Raw genomic sequence first — 16,702 nt, 5'->3', positions numbered from 1 at the left:
GAAATTTGTATGGATACCAAGCCTTCGTTTACCCATATAGACAATAAAGGACATGTCCGCATGGTGGATGTCACCGATAAAAAGCCCTCTGAACGCATCGCTGTGGCTCAGGGTGTCATTTCCATGAATCAGGAAACATTTGAAATGATACTCAATCAGAAAGTAAAAAAAGGTAATGTCCTTGAAGCTGCAAGAATTGCGGGGGTAATGGCAGCGAAAAAAACTTCGGATCTTATTCCCATGTGTCATCCGTTAAACATCACCCATATTTCCGTTGATTTTTATCCGCATAACGATGCGTGTTCTTTCAGGATCGAATCGGCTGTTAGAATTTTCAGCCAAACGGGTGTTGAAATGGAAGCCTTGACAGCTGTATCAATTGCGGCTCTTACGGTATATGACATGTGCAAATCGTATGACCGGGGAATGACTATTTCAGACATTTGTCTGCTTAAGAAATCAGGTGGAAAAAGCGGGAGGTTTGAACGATAAATGTGTTAGTCAGTTCTTTTCCCAAAGTCTCGTAGAAGCTGTCTTCTTTAGTGCCCCAACATTCAGATTATGAATCACTCATCTTTACGTAATATTATTCCCGTCATTTTTATCTTTGCCCTGCTTTCCCTCTTTTTCACAGGATGTGCCATTAAAAAGACGTACCCGCTAATCCGGCTTTCTCCATCATCCCATCCCGGGTTCAGCGATGATATGTTGTATGACGGACTGGAGCATAGTATCCTTAAGAGCATTGAATATCTGAAAAAAATCCCTTCAGACAGACCTTTTAAATACGGAGACGATTTTTTTACCGCCTCGCATATGATCAGATCCTTTGAATATTTCCTGAGCTTTATACAAACAAAACCATCGCAAAAAGATCTGCAATATTTTATCAAATCCAACTATCTGGTTTATCAGTCCGCAGGGCGTAACGGTCGGAGAGAAGTCCTGTTTACAGGGTATTACGAACCTTTTTTACAGGGCCGCTTAAAGCGGAATGCGGAATATAACATACCCGTGCTCACCACTCCCGACGATCTTATTAAAATTGATCTGAGTCCATTTTCGGAAAAGTATAAGGGTGAAAACATTGCCGGTCGACTTACCAATAAAACGGTCGTTCCTTATTATGATCGAAGGGAAATATCACAAATAAATGTGCTTGAAGGAAAATCTCTACCACTGGCCTGGTTAAAAGACCCGGTCGATCTCTTTTTCCTGCAAATCCAGGGATCAGGCAGGATTCACCTTGATACCGGCGATACGATTAATGTTCATTATCATGCGACCAATGGTCACCCCTATCGCAGCATCGGCAAATTATTAATTGATTCGGATAAAATACCCCAATCGGAAATGTCCATGCAAAAAATCCGTGAGTATTTAAATAATCATCCTGAAGAAATCGAGGATGTATTAAATTTCAATCCCAGCTATGTATTTTTTAAGATTGAAGAAGATAGCCCTCTGGGTTGCCTGAATGTCAAATTGACGCCGGGAAGATCAATTGCCTTGGACAGGCGGGTATTTTCTCTTCCTTCTCTTGCCTTTGTGGAAACAAAAAAACCGCTGATAAATGCCGATAGTAAAATTCAGGCCTGGACTGATTTTTCCCGGTTTGTTTCGAGTCAGGACACCGGTGGGGCGATACGGGGTCCGGGGAGGGCGGATTTATTCTGGGGAAATGGGAAGTATGCCCAAATTGCTGCCGGTCATATGCAGCATCCGGGGAAATTGTTTTTTCTTGTTTTAAAACAGGGTACAATGTAATTAATCAAGCTTCGCACCTTTATAGTCATTCATATAAATATGCTCGCTTAGGATTCGCTAAAAATATCCCGTATTGTATTAAGAGATTCACTGATTTTCATACGAAGGAAACCCAACGATACATCATTTCCGAAGGTGGTGATCAGCAGTAACTCTTCACTTATTTTACTGAAATGCAAATTTTCATCCTCTCCTTTGTGAAAAAGCAATGAAAATTCTTCTTCTCCAACGATCTGTGCCATTGCACTCACCGCGCCAAAATTACCTGCCGCCAGAGCTGCAAGTGAATATATATCATGGGTGCACCCCTTGCTTTTACAGCTGGCAATAATATGTCCTGCCAAATCAAGCACTATAGCGCTTTTAACACCGTTTTCGATCAGGTTTTTCTCCAGGATATCTTCGGTCTTATCAAGTTGCTCCTGTTCAAAGGCGTATATCATGATTTTCTTCCTTTGTTTAAGACTTGTAATATTGATGAACTTAAAAAATCGAACTTACCACTGAGGACAATGAGCTCACAAAGATAACCAGTTAATAAAACAAAATATTATTTATGTTCTCCGGGTGATCAGTGACGGATAAGAACTTATAAATTAATAACTTTCCCGGCCCCTCCTTCCATATATTTTTCCGGGTATAGCGCCTTGATTTTTTGAATGTACTGTGTACAGTGTACCGGGCATATCGTTTCCATATGGTCGATTAAATCAAACTCGTCAAAGCCGTGCAGCCCACCTATAAGCGCGTTGACTTTACCATGTCGTGAGGCTGCCCTTAGGATTTCACCAACGCCAGGATGAGAACACCCGGCAATGACGACAGTGTGGCCATTTTGTTTAACCACCAGAGACTGCTCTATACCTTTAAGCTCACCTGTGGAAAAAATATTTTGGTGAATCCGCAAGGAATCTTTTATCCTGATCCATTGGTCGGTAAAACCGGGGTTGGGACAAGAAGCTGGAATATAGACTTTAACAGGATTTTTTCTTAGAAAGTCGGATAGCCCTCCCACATGGTCCCAATGTGAGTGGGAGATAAAAATTTCGTCCACTTTGCCTGGATCAATGCCCAGTTTATCCATATTGCCAAGCAGAATATTTCCTTTTGCCCCCGTGTCAAACAGTATGCTTTTTCCCCAAGCCTCTACAAGGCAGGAAAATCCCCAGTCCGCCTCAAGGCTTTTATCCCAGGCTGTGTTGTCATAAATGATGGTGATTTTCATAAATTTCAGAAAACCTTGCTCCCGCCAACAGATTCCAGTAGCAAAAAAAATATTGGTAACCAGTTAAGGAATCATTAAATTAGAAAACAGCGATTTGGCCTTCATATTTTTTACCACAAATTTACAGGGAAATTTCACCGAGATTAAAAATTACCATTCAGTGTCTTTCGGTGAAACTCCGTGGTAATTTTTTTTAATTTCAGCTTTCAAGCCGTGAACGCCTACAACTATTTTTTTTCATTCATTTTAAAGTCGATGACCGCTGCATCTTTCTCCATCTTTTTTCTAATTCTCATCTCTTTCTTTTGAGCCAACTTCTCTTTCGATCTTGCCAGCCTTTGTTTAATATCGTCTTGATATTTCTGAACCACCGAATAGGAAAAATAGTAACCTGCAACAGCCAAAGGCAGCCCCAGCACAATACCACCGATGATCAATGCCCAAAAAATCTCCGGGGCTTTGAGCATTATCTTATAAATTCTGGTAAAGCCATGAGCCTCTGAGAGCAAATAGGCTTTCGGCAATCCAATCAGTTTTGCCCCTATAAAGTAGTTGACGCCGTAAATAATAGGTGCGGTTAGCGGGTTTGTTACCCACACGCCTACGGCGGCCGATATCTTATTCCATTTGAAAAGAGCCGCTAAAAAAACCGCAATTGCCGTATGGAAACCCATGGAGGGGGTCATTCCCACAAAAAGTCCCAAGGCTAAACCCAAGGCGATTTCATTGGGATGACCTCTGATTTTTAAAAATCTCCGATAACCCTTCTTTAAAGCGATTAATACTTTATTATTGCTAATTATTTGATTTCTATTTTCATTTTTGTACATAGGGCTTTTATTAATCGAAAATGTGAAAGAATTCACACCCTATCAGAATTATTTCAAAAATAAAATAAGATGTTTATTTTTTTTTAAATTTTTTGATGTAACAGCCATTAAAATAAGAAAAAATTAAACCGAAGTTGTTAAGATTACATTAAAAAATGTATGTTTTTACTTGCTTTTATGCCGTAATTGGGCTAAACTGAGCTTCAATTTTTCAGAAAAAACGTACCATGGAATTTCACCGAAAGACACTGAATGGTAATTTTTAATCTCGGTGAAATTTCCCTGTAAATCAGTGATAAGCATATGAAGGCCAAATTTCTAATTTCAACATTGGGTGAAGCCTTTTCTTTTATGGCAATGAATGGAAACCGGGAAATGATCAAGTGGGGATAAAAAACATTAAGCTGATTTGTACCAGTATTTTCTTTGTATTTTGCTTTTTATTTATGACTGTGTTGCCGCTATGTGCGGATATCTATATGTACATAGACAAAGAGGGGGTGGCACACTTTACCAACGTTCCCACATCCTCTGACGGCGATTATCGGGTATATATCCGGGAAAGATTGAAAAAAGCCTCAGCGTCATATTCATCTGAAAAATATGACCGATATATCACCAAAGCTTCACAGCAACACGGCGTTTCTTTTCCGCTGCTTAAAGCAATCATTAAAGCCGAATCAGACTTTAATCCACGGGCTGTTTCAAAAAAAGGCGCTTTGGGGCTTATGCAGATTATGCCAAAAAATCTCAAAGCTCTTCAAATAGCAGATCCATTTGACCCGCTGGAAAATATAATGGGAGGCGCACGATATTTCAAAAAGCTTCTTAAACGCTTCAACGGAGAGTTGTCACTGTCTCTTGCAGCTTACAATGCAGGTCCTTCTGTTGTTGACCTTTACAAAACGATACCTCCATTCAAAGAAACCCAGAATTATGTAGATAAAGTCCTGAAATTCTATTACAGCTTTAAGCACCTGTAATCTTTTACGGATGTACGCTCAGGGTTCAGGGGTTTAACAACGGAGACGTTTGGCCTGAAATATCAACTCCCTTAGTATAATTGGTCTTGCGATAAAGTAAAATACAAGCTACTTATTAAAATGAAACTATTAATGCACCCCGGCAAGTGGTAGATACAACCAAAACCGCCACCCTAAACAGTGAACCATAAATCTGATACCTGTGAGCGGTTGAATCTTTTATATCGGGAGGAAACATATTGGCCACGGATTCTATTCTGGAAATCACCGCACAGGGTGCATGGAATGGCGGCACTGTTGTAGATAATTCAATTTATGCAAAGAAAGGAATGTCATTTAAAGGCGGTATTCCGGTAAACAACCAAACCATCGAAGAAAGAATCGGTATCCGTACAAGAATGGCGGCCGGGCCTGATGAAAGGATCGGGGTCATTGCCCTTAAAGATCTTTTGGATACAGCGGATTTCGATCCTTCCCGGATAAAAATCATCATCGGTGCCACCAATGTGGGGGACGACAAATATGACCCGGGACCTTTGGTCAGGTACCCCTTTGAGCTTATTAAGCAGTACTGTCCAAATACCATTGTGATTGATCTGTATGCCGGTTGCCCGGGATTTAATGTGGCAGCAGAGCTTGTGTTCATGCTCTCACTGACAGGGATTCTTAAGGCAGATGATATTTCCGTCATTGTTGGGGCTGAAAACATCCACCGTGCCAATGCTTTTAAAGAAGACGACACCGCAGGTATTATTTTTGGGGATGATGCTTTAGCGACGGCCCTTGAAACAAAAGCAACCTTAAAGCCAGACGGTAATTATACCTGCAAAGAGAAAATCACCGCGCCCTTAAAGGAAACTTTTATTGCAGACATGGCTGCAACGATCATTGAGCTAAACGGGCACAATAAAATCGATGGAATCATTATTGACAACCAGCTCGGACAAATCAATTACAGGGTTCCAGCGCTTGCGGCAAGGGTTCAGCACAGCATGGTTGAACAGATGTATCCTGAAGAGACGGCAAAAGGAATTTTCCAACGCTTTAAGGAGGCTTTAAATTTTTATGATCAAAAAATTCAATCTTTTGCCTTTGACATTAAATCTCTTAAGCAAGATCCGGCGCTGGTAAATAAAATTGCCAGGGCTTATGTGGAATCCGGAAAATACAAGTCAGTGGTTTCAATTTACCTGTCTTCCGATTTTAATGCCGTCATTACAATTCATCAAGGAAAAGGCTTTTCCTTCAAAGCGCCCGGGAAAGGTGTTGTGGACACACATACGAGCACGCATGGCTGTTTTGGTGATTATATTCAAGCCATTCCGGAAAATGGAGACTTCTTCGGAGATATGGACGGAAAGGGGGTTTTTCTGTATGCCACCCGGGGAGCAACCAAACATATAACCACCTTGCTGGCCAGAAACAACCTGACCATGTACGATATCGACCTTCTTATTGAGCACCAGGCAAATTTCGCCATGATCCCCCTGACGCTGGAACAAGTTTTTTGGGATGCCAAACCCGACAAGAAAAAGACTGTAAAGGATTTTATTGAAAACCATATGGTAAATAACATTCACACGCGAGGTAACTGCTCTGTTGTTTGCATACAAAGGCTCCCTTATGATCTTCTGCGCGGGGCATTAGAGGAAGACACCATCCAGGGTTTTCCTGTAAACAGAAATCTTGATAATCTAAGGCATGCAAAGATTATCCTTAACGATTCTGTCGGATCCGGAATGACCCGCAGCTCAGTATTGCAATTTAATTGAAAAGCATGATGAGACCTTTACAGATAAGCGCAGACTTCGAAACGGCTGGATAGAAAACTTTATTTACACAACAAACAGCAATTACATACAACGCGTTATCGTTAATTCAATATATAGGAGCAAAAAATGAAAAATTATAATCCAGAACAGGCTTTATGGAAAGCACGCAGAGAGTTCGGTGAACACGGTGGGGTTGCCCCATCCATATCCAGATCCTCGACTTTTACGGTTATGGAACCGGGGATTATGCCGGAAATCTTTGATGGAATCAGGGGCCCTGATAAGGGCGGGTGTTTTCTGTACAGCCGTCATTTCAATCCGACAGTGGACATACTGTCACGATATCTCAGTGCAATGGAGGGAAGTGAAGCAGCCGTATGCACAGCAAGCGGTATGTCTGCAATATCAAGTACCTTGCTGCAACTCTGTAACCATGGAGATCATATTGTATCCAGTAACACTATTTACGGTGGAACACATGCTTTGCTGGATGAGCTCTTCCCCCAGATTGATATCACGACTACTTTTGTTGATCCCACCGATACTGCTGCATTTGAAGCAGCCATCACTGCAAAAACACGTGTTATTTACACTGAAGCAGTCGGCAACCCCACGCTCAATATTGCTGATATCCCTGCATTATCAAAATTGGCAAACCAGCGCGGCATTAAGCTTGTTGTTGATAATACTTTTACCCCCATGGTGATATCTCCCATGCAGCTGGGTGCCGATATTGTTGTATATTCAATGACTAAATTCATAAACGGTGCCAGCGACCTCATTGCAGGTGCCGTATGTGCTGACAAGGATTTTATTTATAAACTCATGGACCTTCACACGGGTCGAGTCATGCTGTTGGGCCCGACTATTGATCCACGGGTCGCCTTTGATGTTATCCAGCGCATACCACACCTTGCGATTCGTATGAAAGAGCATAGCATGCGAGCCATGGCTATCGCCGGCCATCTTGAAGAAATGGGTGCTCCGGTAACATATCCGGGACTGTCTTCCCATCCCCAGCATGAGCTTATGAAATCGTTGATAAATACTAGTTATGGTTATGGAGGGATGCTTACAATTGATTGCAAGACCCGGGCAAAGGCTGAAGAATTGATGTCCATATTACAGAATAAGGAACGATTCGGATACATTGCCGTGTCTTTAGGTTATTTTGACACGCTGATATCCTGTTCCGGTTCGTCCACTTCTTCGGAGATTCCCCCTGAAGATCAGTTAAAAATGGGACTTTCACCAGGTCTGGTGCGGGTAGCAATCGGATTTACCGGCAGCCTTGACGCACGCATTGAGCAAATAGAGCGGGCAGTTAAAGCAGTGGGTCTGATCTAAAACTGCAAGTTCTATTTAGGACGATGGCCGGCTATAATCATTCTCATAAATTTACATGCTCGACTGGGCACAACGATACATGAAACCTAAAGTTCGTCCGGGAAATCGCCTGTTTGCCCGGACGAACCGAATTAAGATGGAAAAACGAATGTTTGTTTCAAATGAATATATTCCGTTTTAAACGATGAAAAACGATAAAAAACATATATTTGATAATATCATTGGCCAGAGTGATCCAATGAAGGAAATTTTCAATATTGTCAAAAAAGTGTCAAACAGCAACACCACCATCATCATTAACGGAGAAACCGGAACAGGCAAAGGGCTGATTGCTAAAGCGATTCATGAAAGCTCCGAACGAAGCCGGAATCCTTTTATCCAGATCAATTGCGGCGCAATTAGTGAAGGTCTTTTGGAAAGCGAACTTTTCGGGCATGTTAAAGGCGCATTTACCGGCGCGATAGCAAACAAACCGGGAAAATTTGAATTGGCGGAAGGAGGAACAATATTTTTAGATGAAATCGGTGATATGAGCACCGACCTCCAGGTAAAAGTGTTAAGAGTCCTGGAAGAAAATGAATTTGAGCCTGTAGGCGGTAGCAAAACCCTAAGGGCGAATGTAAGGGTAATCGCTGCCACCCATCGGGATTTGGAGGAAGAGGTCCAAAAAGGAAATTTCCGGGAAGATTTGTTTTATCGCCTTTACGTCATACCCATGGTGCTTCCACCGCTAAAAGAAAAAAAATCGGACTTACCTTTGCTGGTTTCTCATTTTATTGACATGTTCTGCCGCGAAAAGAAAAAGGATCTTCTAACGATTTCAAACGAAGCTTTGAAAATATTGACGAATTATTCTTGGCCGGGAAATGTACGGGAGCTTAAGAACCTGATTGAAAGGCTTGTGGTACTATGCGAAAGTTCTGAAATAAAGGAACAGGATCTCCCGCTAAAACTTAAAACAATAAAACAACCGGGAACTCTGCCTGAAATTGGCATCCCGAATGAAGGAATTGATTTCAATACCGCCGTAACCGAATATGAAAAAGCCCTTATTATCAATGCGCTTGAAAAAACAAACTGGATTAAAAACAAAGCGGCTGATTTTCTCCAGATTAAACGAACCACCTTGGTGGAAAAAATAAAAAGGCATAAAATAAACAAGGAAGTCTAAAAAAAGTACCAACCTTGCTGTCATGGATAAAAATGAGACAAAAACATGATGCAAATAAAAAATTGCTCCACCGGTAGCTGGCAGTTTGCCGAAAATTTTTGAAAAAATATTCCTCGCGTGTTTTGGAGGTATCTATGGAAGATTATAAAATCCTGTTTGTTGATGATGATAGTGCAATACTGAACATTGTAGATAAATATCTTACCAGACAAGGTTATAAGGTCTCCCTTGCGGAAAGCGGCGATGAAGCGCTACAATTATTAAAAGATAAAAATTTTGATATTGTTTTTACCGATTTCAAAATGCCCGGGCTCGACGGCATCGAACTCCTGGCAAGAATAAAAGAATACAGTCCCGATATCGAAGTCATTATTGTAACGGGCCACGGAACCCTGGAGTCAGCCGTTAAAGCAATGAAAACAGGAAGCTATGATTACCTCCAGAAGCCCTTTAAACTTAATCTTTTAAAAATAATCATTGATCGAATTGTCGAGGAAAAAAAGATTAAGCGTGAGAATGCATTGCTGAAGAAAAGAATAAAAGAAAGACATAAATATGGCAAGATGGTTGGTATCAGTCTGAGGATGCAGGAAATTTATGAAATAATTGACAGAATGAAACCCCACAGCCCCAACGTTTTAATTCAGGGTGAAAGCGGGACGGGAAAAGAGTTAACCGCGCATGTTATCCACCAAAACAGTCCGCGGAAAGACAAACCCTTTACCCCTTTTAATTGCAGTAGTCTGGCAAAAAAACTCCCTAAAAAAATTAAACCCGAGACCTTTATCGACCTTTTAAAACCTTATGAAGGCGGAACCATCTTCCTGGATGAAATTGCTGAAATTCAGCCCGATATTCAGAACGAACTCCTCCGGGCGCTGCAGCATAAACAAATGGAATCAGACGCCAACAATGAAAAGCTTGATTTTGGGTTAAGGATAATCTCTGCAACCAACAAAGACACTAAAGAAAGCCTGGAAAACGGAAGCCTAGAACGAAAATTCTTCAATTATCTTAATGCCGTTTCCATTAAGATACCCCCATTGAGGGAACGAAAAGAAGATATCTGTCTGCTTATCATCTATTTTTTACATAAATTTAAAAACAGGAGCGAAAAAAAGATTCTAAATGTATCTTTAGATGCGATGGATTATTTATTGAAATATAATTGGCCCGGCAATGTGATTCAGTTGGAAAATGTCGTTGAAAGGTCTTTTGCCTTTGGGGTGGATCCCACTATTCAAGTGGAAGATCTTCCCGATGAAATAAGGGCTTTCGGAAAAATCGCAAAACCATATTAATCATACAACAACAGTCATCGCGATCCATTATATCTTTTTTTAAAACTTTTTTGTTGGGTGGTGTCCTAAGGATGCGATTGCAAGGTGTTAGAGAAAATAACTCTTTTTTTCCCCGTAACCCGCACCACGTATCCTGTAAAACCCTTCATGGCCAGGATACAAAGAAAGGAATAATAAATGATTGTCAGAAATATAAATGATAAGGAAGTCATGGAAACCACTTACATTGCCCATGGTGGAGCAGTAGCGCAGATGATACTGGACCGGCGCACCCTTAAAGAAATCGGTTTCTTTGCCATGGCAACCCTTGAACCGGGCAGGAAAATTGAAGAACATGTTGATCCCATGGAAGAAATATATTTTATACTGAGCGGATCAGGCGAAATCCAGGTAGACGATGATAAAAGGCAGGTGGCGGTGGGCGATGCCACCTGGATCCCCACCGGATCAAGGCATTCGCTGTTGAATACCGGTAAGGAGAACTGTATCATTCTGGTAACCGCCTCGTCAGCATGGATAAAGGATTGATATTTAATAAACTTCTATATTGTTTTTAAATCTTAGCTCGGTTCGACCGGGGAATTGCCTATGGGCCCGTTACCAGACATAACCATCTTATTAAGAAATGAACGTACGGTCTGCCTGAGGCAGACTTCAATTAGATTTGAGCCAGCCCCAGGGGAAAGAATCCCACGGCGGCGTTGATCGTCTCTGCCTGTATGGGTTTAACTGAGAAGATAGGGGGCGTGTTACATACCGATCTAATATGTTAGGTCTGGTAACGGGCCCATAGGCAATTCCCCGGTCGAACCTTAGGTTTCATGCCTCGTTGTGCCCAGTCGAGCATGAAAATTTATGAAAATTACTATATGAAGGTAGCAAAGATGAATATTAAAAAAGCCGATTTTGCCGGTTCCTGGTATCCTGGCAGTTCCGAAGAATGCGAAAGGGAAATAAGCCGTTTTCTTGAAGAAAAAATAAAAGCTTCCTCAATTGAAAATCCGGTAGGCGGAATCGTGCCCCATGCCGGCTGGTTTTTTTCCGGAAGTATTGCCTGTCATGTGATTCATTCTCTCAAAAAAAACAACCCGCCCGATGTTTTTGTGATTTTTGGAATGCATCTTCATTCAAGCTCACCTTGCTATATTATGAAAGAAGGCGCCTGGGAAACCCCCTTTGGTGATATCCAAATAGAAAAATCCCTGGCAAAAGAACTCACCGGCCGATTTTCCTTTAATATTGAAACGCCTGATCACCTTCCCCAGGACAATACCATTGAACTCCAGCTTCCATTTATAAAATATTTCTTTGATACGGTTAAAATCCTTCCCCTTGGTGTTCCTCCGGCAAAAGATTCTCTTAAAATCGGAAAAGCCGTTGTCGAGATCGGCAAGAAGCTGGGCCTGAGAATCAATATCCTCGGCTCCACAGACCTGACCCATTATGGACCCAACTATGGGTTTGTACCCAAAGGAACGGGGCAAGCGGCAGTTGACTGGGCACGAAATGAAAATGATCGCCGGGTGATTGATGCAATGGTCGCCATGAAACCGGAAGATGTGATCAATGAAGCATTGTCAAACCAGAATGCATGTTGTGCAGGAGCCGCCGCAACAGCAATAGCTGCTGCAAAAGAGCTGGGAGCCAAGCAAGCGGAAGAGATCACCTATGCCACCAGTTATGATAAAAGTCCTGGTGACAGTTTTGTTGGATATACCGGGATTGTATTTTAGCCTGATCGCGTAATTGATCAGTTCTATTTAGCAGCAGTTTCTTTTTGTGTCATATGATATTGTTACGCGTTTCGTGTTGTTCATCGGAACCTTCATCTGCTTTTTAAACCCGCAACTCGTAACCCGAAACACTTATCTGGCAGCAGCCAAACAAGCTGAAAAAGAGCATTTTGGTTAGGTCAGGCTCTTTATAAGCCCTTCTACTCTCTGTTTTATCTCATCACGAACCGTTCGCATGAAATCCATCGATTTTCCGGCGGGGTCCGGCACCTCCCAATCCTTTACCGTTGCTCCCGGGACATAGGGACATTCTTCGCCACATCCCATGGTAATAATCATATCCGGTTTTACCTGGGAAATGGCGGATTCTAAAGATTGGGTTTTCCTAAACGCCATATCTATTCCCCTTTCCCCCATTGCTTCAACCATGACCGGATTAATCTCATGCTCCGGCTTGCTGCCACCGCTTAAAGCCTCTATTCTATCACCGGCATAGGATTGGGCAAAGGCGGAGGCCATCTGACTTCGACATGTGTTCCCGATGCATGCAAAAATAATTTTCTTTCTGCCAAGAAACGGCTTTAAAAGGCTGCCGGCAGCTTCCTGTATATCATCGAGAACTGTGGGATGCTTTTTGATATCTCCTTTATTTTCAATCCTGCGGTAAGTCAGGCTGCCGTGAAATCCGGCCCCGGTTGCATCATAAAAATATTTCATAGTCAACTTAAGACCATCAAACAGGTTTTTTCCCTTGGTCGCGCCTATAGAAAGAAGGAATCCCTGTCTCGTTTTCCTGCCCGGATCGACCACGTTTAGTTTATATTTCCTTGACCACAGTGTTTGGCTTCTGTCAATTAGAGCCTTTAACTGTGCTGTTGCGGAGTAGAAAAAAACGGGTGTGGCAGCCACAATAACATCCGCCTGTCGAAGTAGAGAATAGATCTCTCCGGTCATATCGTCATCGTCAATGACGCACTTCCCGTGTTTCTCACAAAAACCGCATCCCCTGCACGGTTGAATATTCTTTTTAGCAACCTCTACGGTATGGGTTTTAACCCCTGACTTTTCAGCTTCGTTCATAAATGCCTTTAAAAAATAATCGGTGTTGCCATTTTTTCGGGGACTTCCCTGTAATCCTAGTACCAGCATAATATTTTTTCCCTCAATAAGGTAAATTACCAAATCCTATTTATCAGAAAGTTCTTTTTATGTCACACGCAATTGTTACAAGTTAGGTGGTACGGGTTGTAAAAAAGGATTATTTCCGACTAATAACTCGCAACACGTAACCCGGAACACTTACATGGTAATCAAATGAACAAGTTTATTAAAACGCAATATATAACAATAAATCTTATTATTGGGTTAGTCTTTCTTCCATCAATCTCTCAATTAAATCGACCAGCGGTGGCTTTAAGGTTCTCCATTTTGGTTTTATTGCTTTATCCTCATGCCAGGAAAATTCTATGGCATCATATCTTTCCGGTATCATTTTTTCGTTCTTTTCACCATACATGACTGCAGGATAATATTCCACATATAACATACGGCTTGGATCAATATTGAATTCTCTGATGACCTTGGTGGCAATATGACCGGAGCAGCTTTTGATGCTAATATTGCTTCTGGAAATATCCGAAACCACGGCGATAATGGGTCTTATATAGTCAAGCCCTTTCTCAGTACCCTGTTTAAGGTCAAAGATCCGCAGTCTGCACTTTCCACTTCCAATACGCAGCTTGCCGCCAAATCCTTCCCAGGAAAATATATCGTCGTATATAATCATAATAATAACACCGACTATCGGGTCAACCCGCTGTAAATACGCAAAAGCTTGTCGGGAAGTTCACGAATATCCGAAATAATGTTGTGCTTCACATCCCCATAAAGATCGTCCAGCTTTGAGTATTGGGCAAGGTTAACCGTTATAGAGTGAACGTAAATATTCTTGGAGTGCACTTCGGATATGGCCTTACGTGTATCCTTGATAGCATATTCCTGCTTGTAGTCAACATCATTCGGAAAACCGTCGCTTAAAATGATCATCAGGCGGACTTTGGAAGATACCCGGTCAAATTTTCCGGCAGCATGGCGAATGGCTGCGCCCATCCGGGTGCTTCGCTGCGGAGCCATGGCACTTATTCGCTGCCGGACAGAAGTCCCCATATCCTCATCAAATTCTTTTATATTAAAATAATCAACTCCCAGGCGACCGGTTCCAGAAAACCCTGCAATTGCAAAGGCATCACCCACGACTTCAAGGGCCTCACAGAAAAGCACAATGGCCTCTTTTTCAATATCAAGAACAGAAGCTTTAGAGCGGTAAACAGTATTTGCCGTAGACCTGGAAAGATCTACCAAAAGCAAAACAGCCACATCTCTTTGCTGTTTTATCCGTTTAATATAAAGCCTGTCGGAAGGCATTATCCTCGCCTTTTTGTCCATGACAAAATCCAAAAGGGCCCTGTAATCAAATTCATCTCCCTCTACCCATTGCCTTAATATTTTAAGCCCTTCCGGTCTTAAATGTTCAAACGCATATTTAATCTTTTGTACCAAACACCGATACTGCTCAAGGACATCGTTATAAAAATTGTCCTGGTATCCATTGAGCAATTTTTCCACCACTCTTACATGGTCATTAAGATAGTCTTGAATATTGCAGTCCCATTCTTTGTACCAGAAAGTCTTATTTGTATCGGCATCAGCAAGGGATATATCAACGGTTTGAGGTTTTACAGAATCGACTATTTCCTGAATTTTTATTCCGCGAAATTCACCCGTTCCGATCATATCTTGTATATCCTCATGAGATAAAGTACCATGGTTGGCATCAAGGCAGTTTCTTATCTCAGATTTATAAACTTTATATCCTTTTGCTTCAAGCATCACCTTAACTGTTTGAGCCATATTTTCCATATGACTGTTTGCCAGATAAAAAAGATCTGGCCGAAGTTTACGTCCAAAGGGAAACTTTACCGACAGATAACCTTCCGCTAGCTGATCACCGATCGGGTTCTGCTTTAAAATCGACTCTATTTCCGGATAGGTACAACTGACCAAATGGGCACATACTTCAACCGTATGGTCTTCCCTGATTTTTTTTTCAAATCGCTCGGCAGCCTTTTTTATATACCCTTCATCCGGGTACAAACCTTCATCAGTAGAACATCCAAGGGCAATTCGTAAATACAGCAGATAAACAGGCTTCACACATCTTTCTTGGTTGAAGATGCACAGCGCTTCCTCTTGAAGTACCGGCAGAAAATTTCTCACCAAGCCGGGATACCGCCTGGCAAATAATGTTCTAATACGGCCCTGCTCAAAAATTGTAAACAGGTCGGATGCCAGCTCTTTATGGGGAAAAAGCAGGAAAAATCGCTGCAAATCGGACATTTTCTCCTGGACGGGTGCCCTTTTCGCCAAAGAGTTGATCCGGAAGTATTTTTCCCTTGCTCTTTCTAAATCAAAATCGAATGTGTTAAATTCAAAACAGCCGGATTCAAACCGGGCAAGGCATTTATACAGTTTGATGTTTTCTTCCTTTGTTTTAAAGAAACTTATTTCATCGGGCAGGTAAATAAATTTCCCGTCGCAGCAAGCGCCTGTTTTACTATCACCCTCATCACTTTGAAATTTTGCCATCATGGACAGAGGCCGTATGGGAATCATCAGGCCGGTTCGAGCCCGAAGATAATGGTTTATCTGCTGTTTGACCTGTGTAATGGGTACCGTTATTTGCATACCCTCATAGGTATCAATACCCAGTTTGGAGGTAAGGGATAAAAATTTTATACCAAGCGTCATGTTTTGCTTTGCTTTTTTGAGGCCTAAAGATACAAATTTATCCAACGCTTCTTTTGAAAGAAGATACAAGCATTTTTCCATGCCATCAAGAAAAGGATCGACCAGACGAATGTCTTCACTTACCAGTCTTATCAACTGTTTAATTTGCCATGGGCGCTTGGAAGAAGAAAAGGAAAGTACCGTTTTGGGCAGCACATAAGAAAAATGTTGGCACTGGCTATAAGTCAAACCTTGGGAAAAAGTGGTGCCAAGGAGTTTAAGATACTCTGCTGCTGCCTGATTATTCCCGGTGTCTAATAAAAGGGCTAGAGATTTTAAGGGGCTTTTTAGCGTATGGGTTCCCTTTTGTTGCATCACATCAACGGCATCCAGAAACATGTTAAGCATTCTGCCGTCACCATGTTTTAACACGGGAACAAGGTATATAGCCATAAGCCGACCAAAGGTCGGCCCCACGCTTCCGCCTTTGCGGGTTAAATCACGATATTGCAACAGCTTATCGCGGTTTTTATTTTCCATGAACTTAATGTATCCCTCGGCAATGGCACGCCCGAGAGACATTTCAACAGACAATCCCCACAGGGTTTCATCAACCAGCATCTTTATATTTCCAGCAGAAATGGATCGTTTTTTCTTTTTCAGTCCCGCTGAAACCATTTCCGCCAGATCAGGGTCAGCTATAGCAAGCAATTTTAAAGGATTTTCTTTTTCCATAGAAAAACAGGTGGTTTCTCAGAAATCAAATTTACCACGGAGAGCACTGAGA

At 41.8% G+C, this 16,702-nt stretch carries 15 protein-coding genes; 9 read left to right on the top strand and 6 right to left on the bottom strand.

Features of this window, described 5'->3' with window-relative positions; genetic code table 11:
* The first annotated feature begins 9 nt into the window (after nucleotides 1-9).
* Complete coding sequence (moaC, locus tag SWH54_09610; protein ID MDY6791512.1) at nucleotides 10-492, top strand: cyclic pyranopterin monophosphate synthase MoaC; 483 nt, start codon at nucleotides 10-12, stop codon at nucleotides 490-492.
* Nucleotides 493-561: 69 nt separating this feature from the next.
* The gene (locus tag SWH54_09605) at nucleotides 562-1,767 is read left to right on the top strand and encodes an MltA domain-containing protein (GenBank protein ID MDY6791511.1); all 1,206 of its coding nucleotides are present in this window, start codon (nucleotides 562-564) and stop codon (nucleotides 1,765-1,767) included.
* A gap of 47 nt (nucleotides 1,768-1,814) precedes the next feature.
* Here SWH54_09605 and SWH54_09600 read toward each other — a convergent pair whose 3' ends face one another.
* The 3 genes from SWH54_09600 to SWH54_09590 all read right to left on the bottom strand — a co-directional run bounded on the left by SWH54_09600 (nucleotide 1,815) and on the right by SWH54_09590 (nucleotide 3,822).
* Complete coding sequence (locus SWH54_09600) at nucleotides 1,815-2,210, bottom strand: roadblock/LC7 domain-containing protein (protein MDY6791510.1); 396 nt, start codon at nucleotides 2,208-2,210, stop codon at nucleotides 1,815-1,817.
* A gap of 146 nt (nucleotides 2,211-2,356) precedes the next feature.
* On the bottom strand, nucleotides 2,357-2,992 hold the full coding sequence (locus tag SWH54_09595; protein ID MDY6791509.1) for an MBL fold metallo-hydrolase: 636 nt from the start codon (nucleotides 2,990-2,992) through the stop codon (nucleotides 2,357-2,359).
* 227 nt (nucleotides 2,993-3,219) lie between these two features.
* Nucleotides 3,220-3,822 carry a DUF2062 domain-containing protein gene (locus SWH54_09590; protein MDY6791508.1) on the bottom strand — a complete coding sequence of 201 codons (603 nt, stop codon included), beginning with the start codon at nucleotides 3,820-3,822 and terminating at the stop codon, nucleotides 3,220-3,222.
* A gap of 479 nt (nucleotides 3,823-4,301) precedes the next feature.
* On the opposite strand from SWH54_09590, the gene SWH54_09585 reads away from it, so the two are divergent.
* From SWH54_09585 to amrB, 7 genes are all read left to right on the top strand, one after another.
* Complete coding sequence (locus SWH54_09585) at nucleotides 4,302-4,805, top strand: lytic transglycosylase domain-containing protein (GenBank protein MDY6791507.1); 504 nt, start codon at nucleotides 4,302-4,304, stop codon at nucleotides 4,803-4,805.
* Nucleotides 4,806-5,044: 239 nt separating this feature from the next.
* The gene (locus SWH54_09580) at nucleotides 5,045-6,577 is read left to right on the top strand and encodes a hypothetical protein (GenBank protein ID MDY6791506.1); all 1,533 of its coding nucleotides are present in this window, start codon (nucleotides 5,045-5,047) and stop codon (nucleotides 6,575-6,577) included.
* A 126-nt stretch (nucleotides 6,578-6,703) separates the two neighbouring features.
* Nucleotides 6,704-7,924, top strand: a complete 1,221-nt coding sequence (locus SWH54_09575; GenBank protein MDY6791505.1) for an aminotransferase class I/II-fold pyridoxal phosphate-dependent enzyme — start codon at nucleotides 6,704-6,706, stop codon at nucleotides 7,922-7,924.
* 184 nt (nucleotides 7,925-8,108) lie between these two features.
* A complete protein-coding gene (locus tag SWH54_09570; protein ID MDY6791504.1) occupies nucleotides 8,109-9,095 on the top strand; it encodes a sigma-54 dependent transcriptional regulator in 987 nt (328 codons plus the stop codon).
* A gap of 134 nt (nucleotides 9,096-9,229) precedes the next feature.
* Nucleotides 9,230-10,396, top strand: coding sequence for a sigma-54 dependent transcriptional regulator (locus SWH54_09565; protein MDY6791503.1), 1,167 nt, complete (start codon nucleotides 9,230-9,232; stop codon nucleotides 10,394-10,396).
* 177 nt (nucleotides 10,397-10,573) lie between these two features.
* On the top strand, nucleotides 10,574-10,924 hold the full coding sequence (locus SWH54_09560) for a cupin domain-containing protein (GenBank protein MDY6791502.1): 351 nt from the start codon (nucleotides 10,574-10,576) through the stop codon (nucleotides 10,922-10,924).
* 356 nt (nucleotides 10,925-11,280) lie between these two features.
* On the top strand, nucleotides 11,281-12,129 hold the full coding sequence (gene amrB / locus SWH54_09555; GenBank protein MDY6791501.1) for an AmmeMemoRadiSam system protein B: 849 nt from the start codon (nucleotides 11,281-11,283) through the stop codon (nucleotides 12,127-12,129).
* 174 nt (nucleotides 12,130-12,303) lie between these two features.
* Here amrB and SWH54_09550 read toward each other — a convergent pair whose 3' ends face one another.
* The 3 genes from SWH54_09550 to SWH54_09540 all read right to left on the bottom strand — a co-directional run bounded on the left by SWH54_09550 (nucleotide 12,304) and on the right by SWH54_09540 (nucleotide 16,650).
* A complete protein-coding gene (locus tag SWH54_09550; protein MDY6791500.1) occupies nucleotides 12,304-13,278 on the bottom strand; it encodes an NAD(P)H-dependent oxidoreductase in 975 nt (324 codons plus the stop codon).
* Between the two features lie 208 nt (nucleotides 13,279-13,486).
* Complete coding sequence (locus SWH54_09545) at nucleotides 13,487-13,915, bottom strand: hypothetical protein (protein MDY6791499.1); 429 nt, start codon at nucleotides 13,913-13,915, stop codon at nucleotides 13,487-13,489.
* Nucleotides 13,916-13,929: 14 nt separating this feature from the next.
* Complete coding sequence (locus SWH54_09540) at nucleotides 13,930-16,650, bottom strand: VWA domain-containing protein (GenBank protein MDY6791498.1); 2,721 nt, start codon at nucleotides 16,648-16,650, stop codon at nucleotides 13,930-13,932.
* Nucleotides 16,651-16,702 lie beyond the last annotated feature (52 nt).

The sequence above is a fragment of the Thermodesulfobacteriota bacterium genome (genome assembly GCA_034189135.1).
Classification (GTDB): Bacteria; Desulfobacterota; Desulfobacteria; order Desulfobacterales; family JAUWMJ01; genus JAUWMJ01.
The sequence above is the reverse complement of the archived record's forward strand: the minus strand, read 5'-3'. Positions and strand labels throughout refer to the sequence as shown.

Bases quoted from the DNA above. Each gene is read 5' to 3' on its own strand.
- SWH54_09590 (MDY6791508.1), bottom strand. From the start codon at position 3,822: ATGTACAAAAATGAAAATAGAAATCAAATAATTAGCAATAATAAAGTA.
- SWH54_09605 (MDY6791511.1), top strand. From the start codon at position 562: ATGAATCACTCATCTTTACGTAATATTATTCCCGTCATTTTTATCTTT.
- SWH54_09585 (MDY6791507.1), top strand. From the start codon at position 4,302: ATGTACATAGACAAAGAGGGGGTGGCACACTTTACCAACGTTCCCACA.
- SWH54_09570 (MDY6791504.1), top strand. From the start codon at position 8,109: ATGAAAAACGATAAAAAACATATATTTGATAATATCATTGGCCAGAGT.
- SWH54_09540 (MDY6791498.1), bottom strand. From the start codon at position 16,650: ATGGAAAAAGAAAATCCTTTAAAATTGCTTGCTATAGCTGACCCTGAT.
- SWH54_09600 (MDY6791510.1), bottom strand. From the start codon at position 2,210: ATGATATACGCCTTTGAACAGGAGCAACTTGATAAGACCGAAGATATC.
- SWH54_09575 (MDY6791505.1), top strand. From the start codon at position 6,704: ATGAAAAATTATAATCCAGAACAGGCTTTATGGAAAGCACGCAGAGAG.
- SWH54_09560 (MDY6791502.1), top strand. From the start codon at position 10,574: ATGATTGTCAGAAATATAAATGATAAGGAAGTCATGGAAACCACTTAC.
- SWH54_09595 (MDY6791509.1), bottom strand. From the start codon at position 2,992: ATGAAAATCACCATCATTTATGACAACACAGCCTGGGATAAAAGCCTT.
- moaC (MDY6791512.1), top strand. From the start codon at position 10: ATGGATACCAAGCCTTCGTTTACCCATATAGACAATAAAGGACATGTC.
- SWH54_09565 (MDY6791503.1), top strand. From the start codon at position 9,230: ATGGAAGATTATAAAATCCTGTTTGTTGATGATGATAGTGCAATACTG.
- SWH54_09550 (MDY6791500.1), bottom strand. From the start codon at position 13,278: ATGCTGGTACTAGGATTACAGGGAAGTCCCCGAAAAAATGGCAACACC.
- SWH54_09545 (MDY6791499.1), bottom strand. From the start codon at position 13,915: ATGATTATATACGACGATATATTTTCCTGGGAAGGATTTGGCGGCAAG.
- amrB (MDY6791501.1), top strand. From the start codon at position 11,281: ATGAATATTAAAAAAGCCGATTTTGCCGGTTCCTGGTATCCTGGCAGT.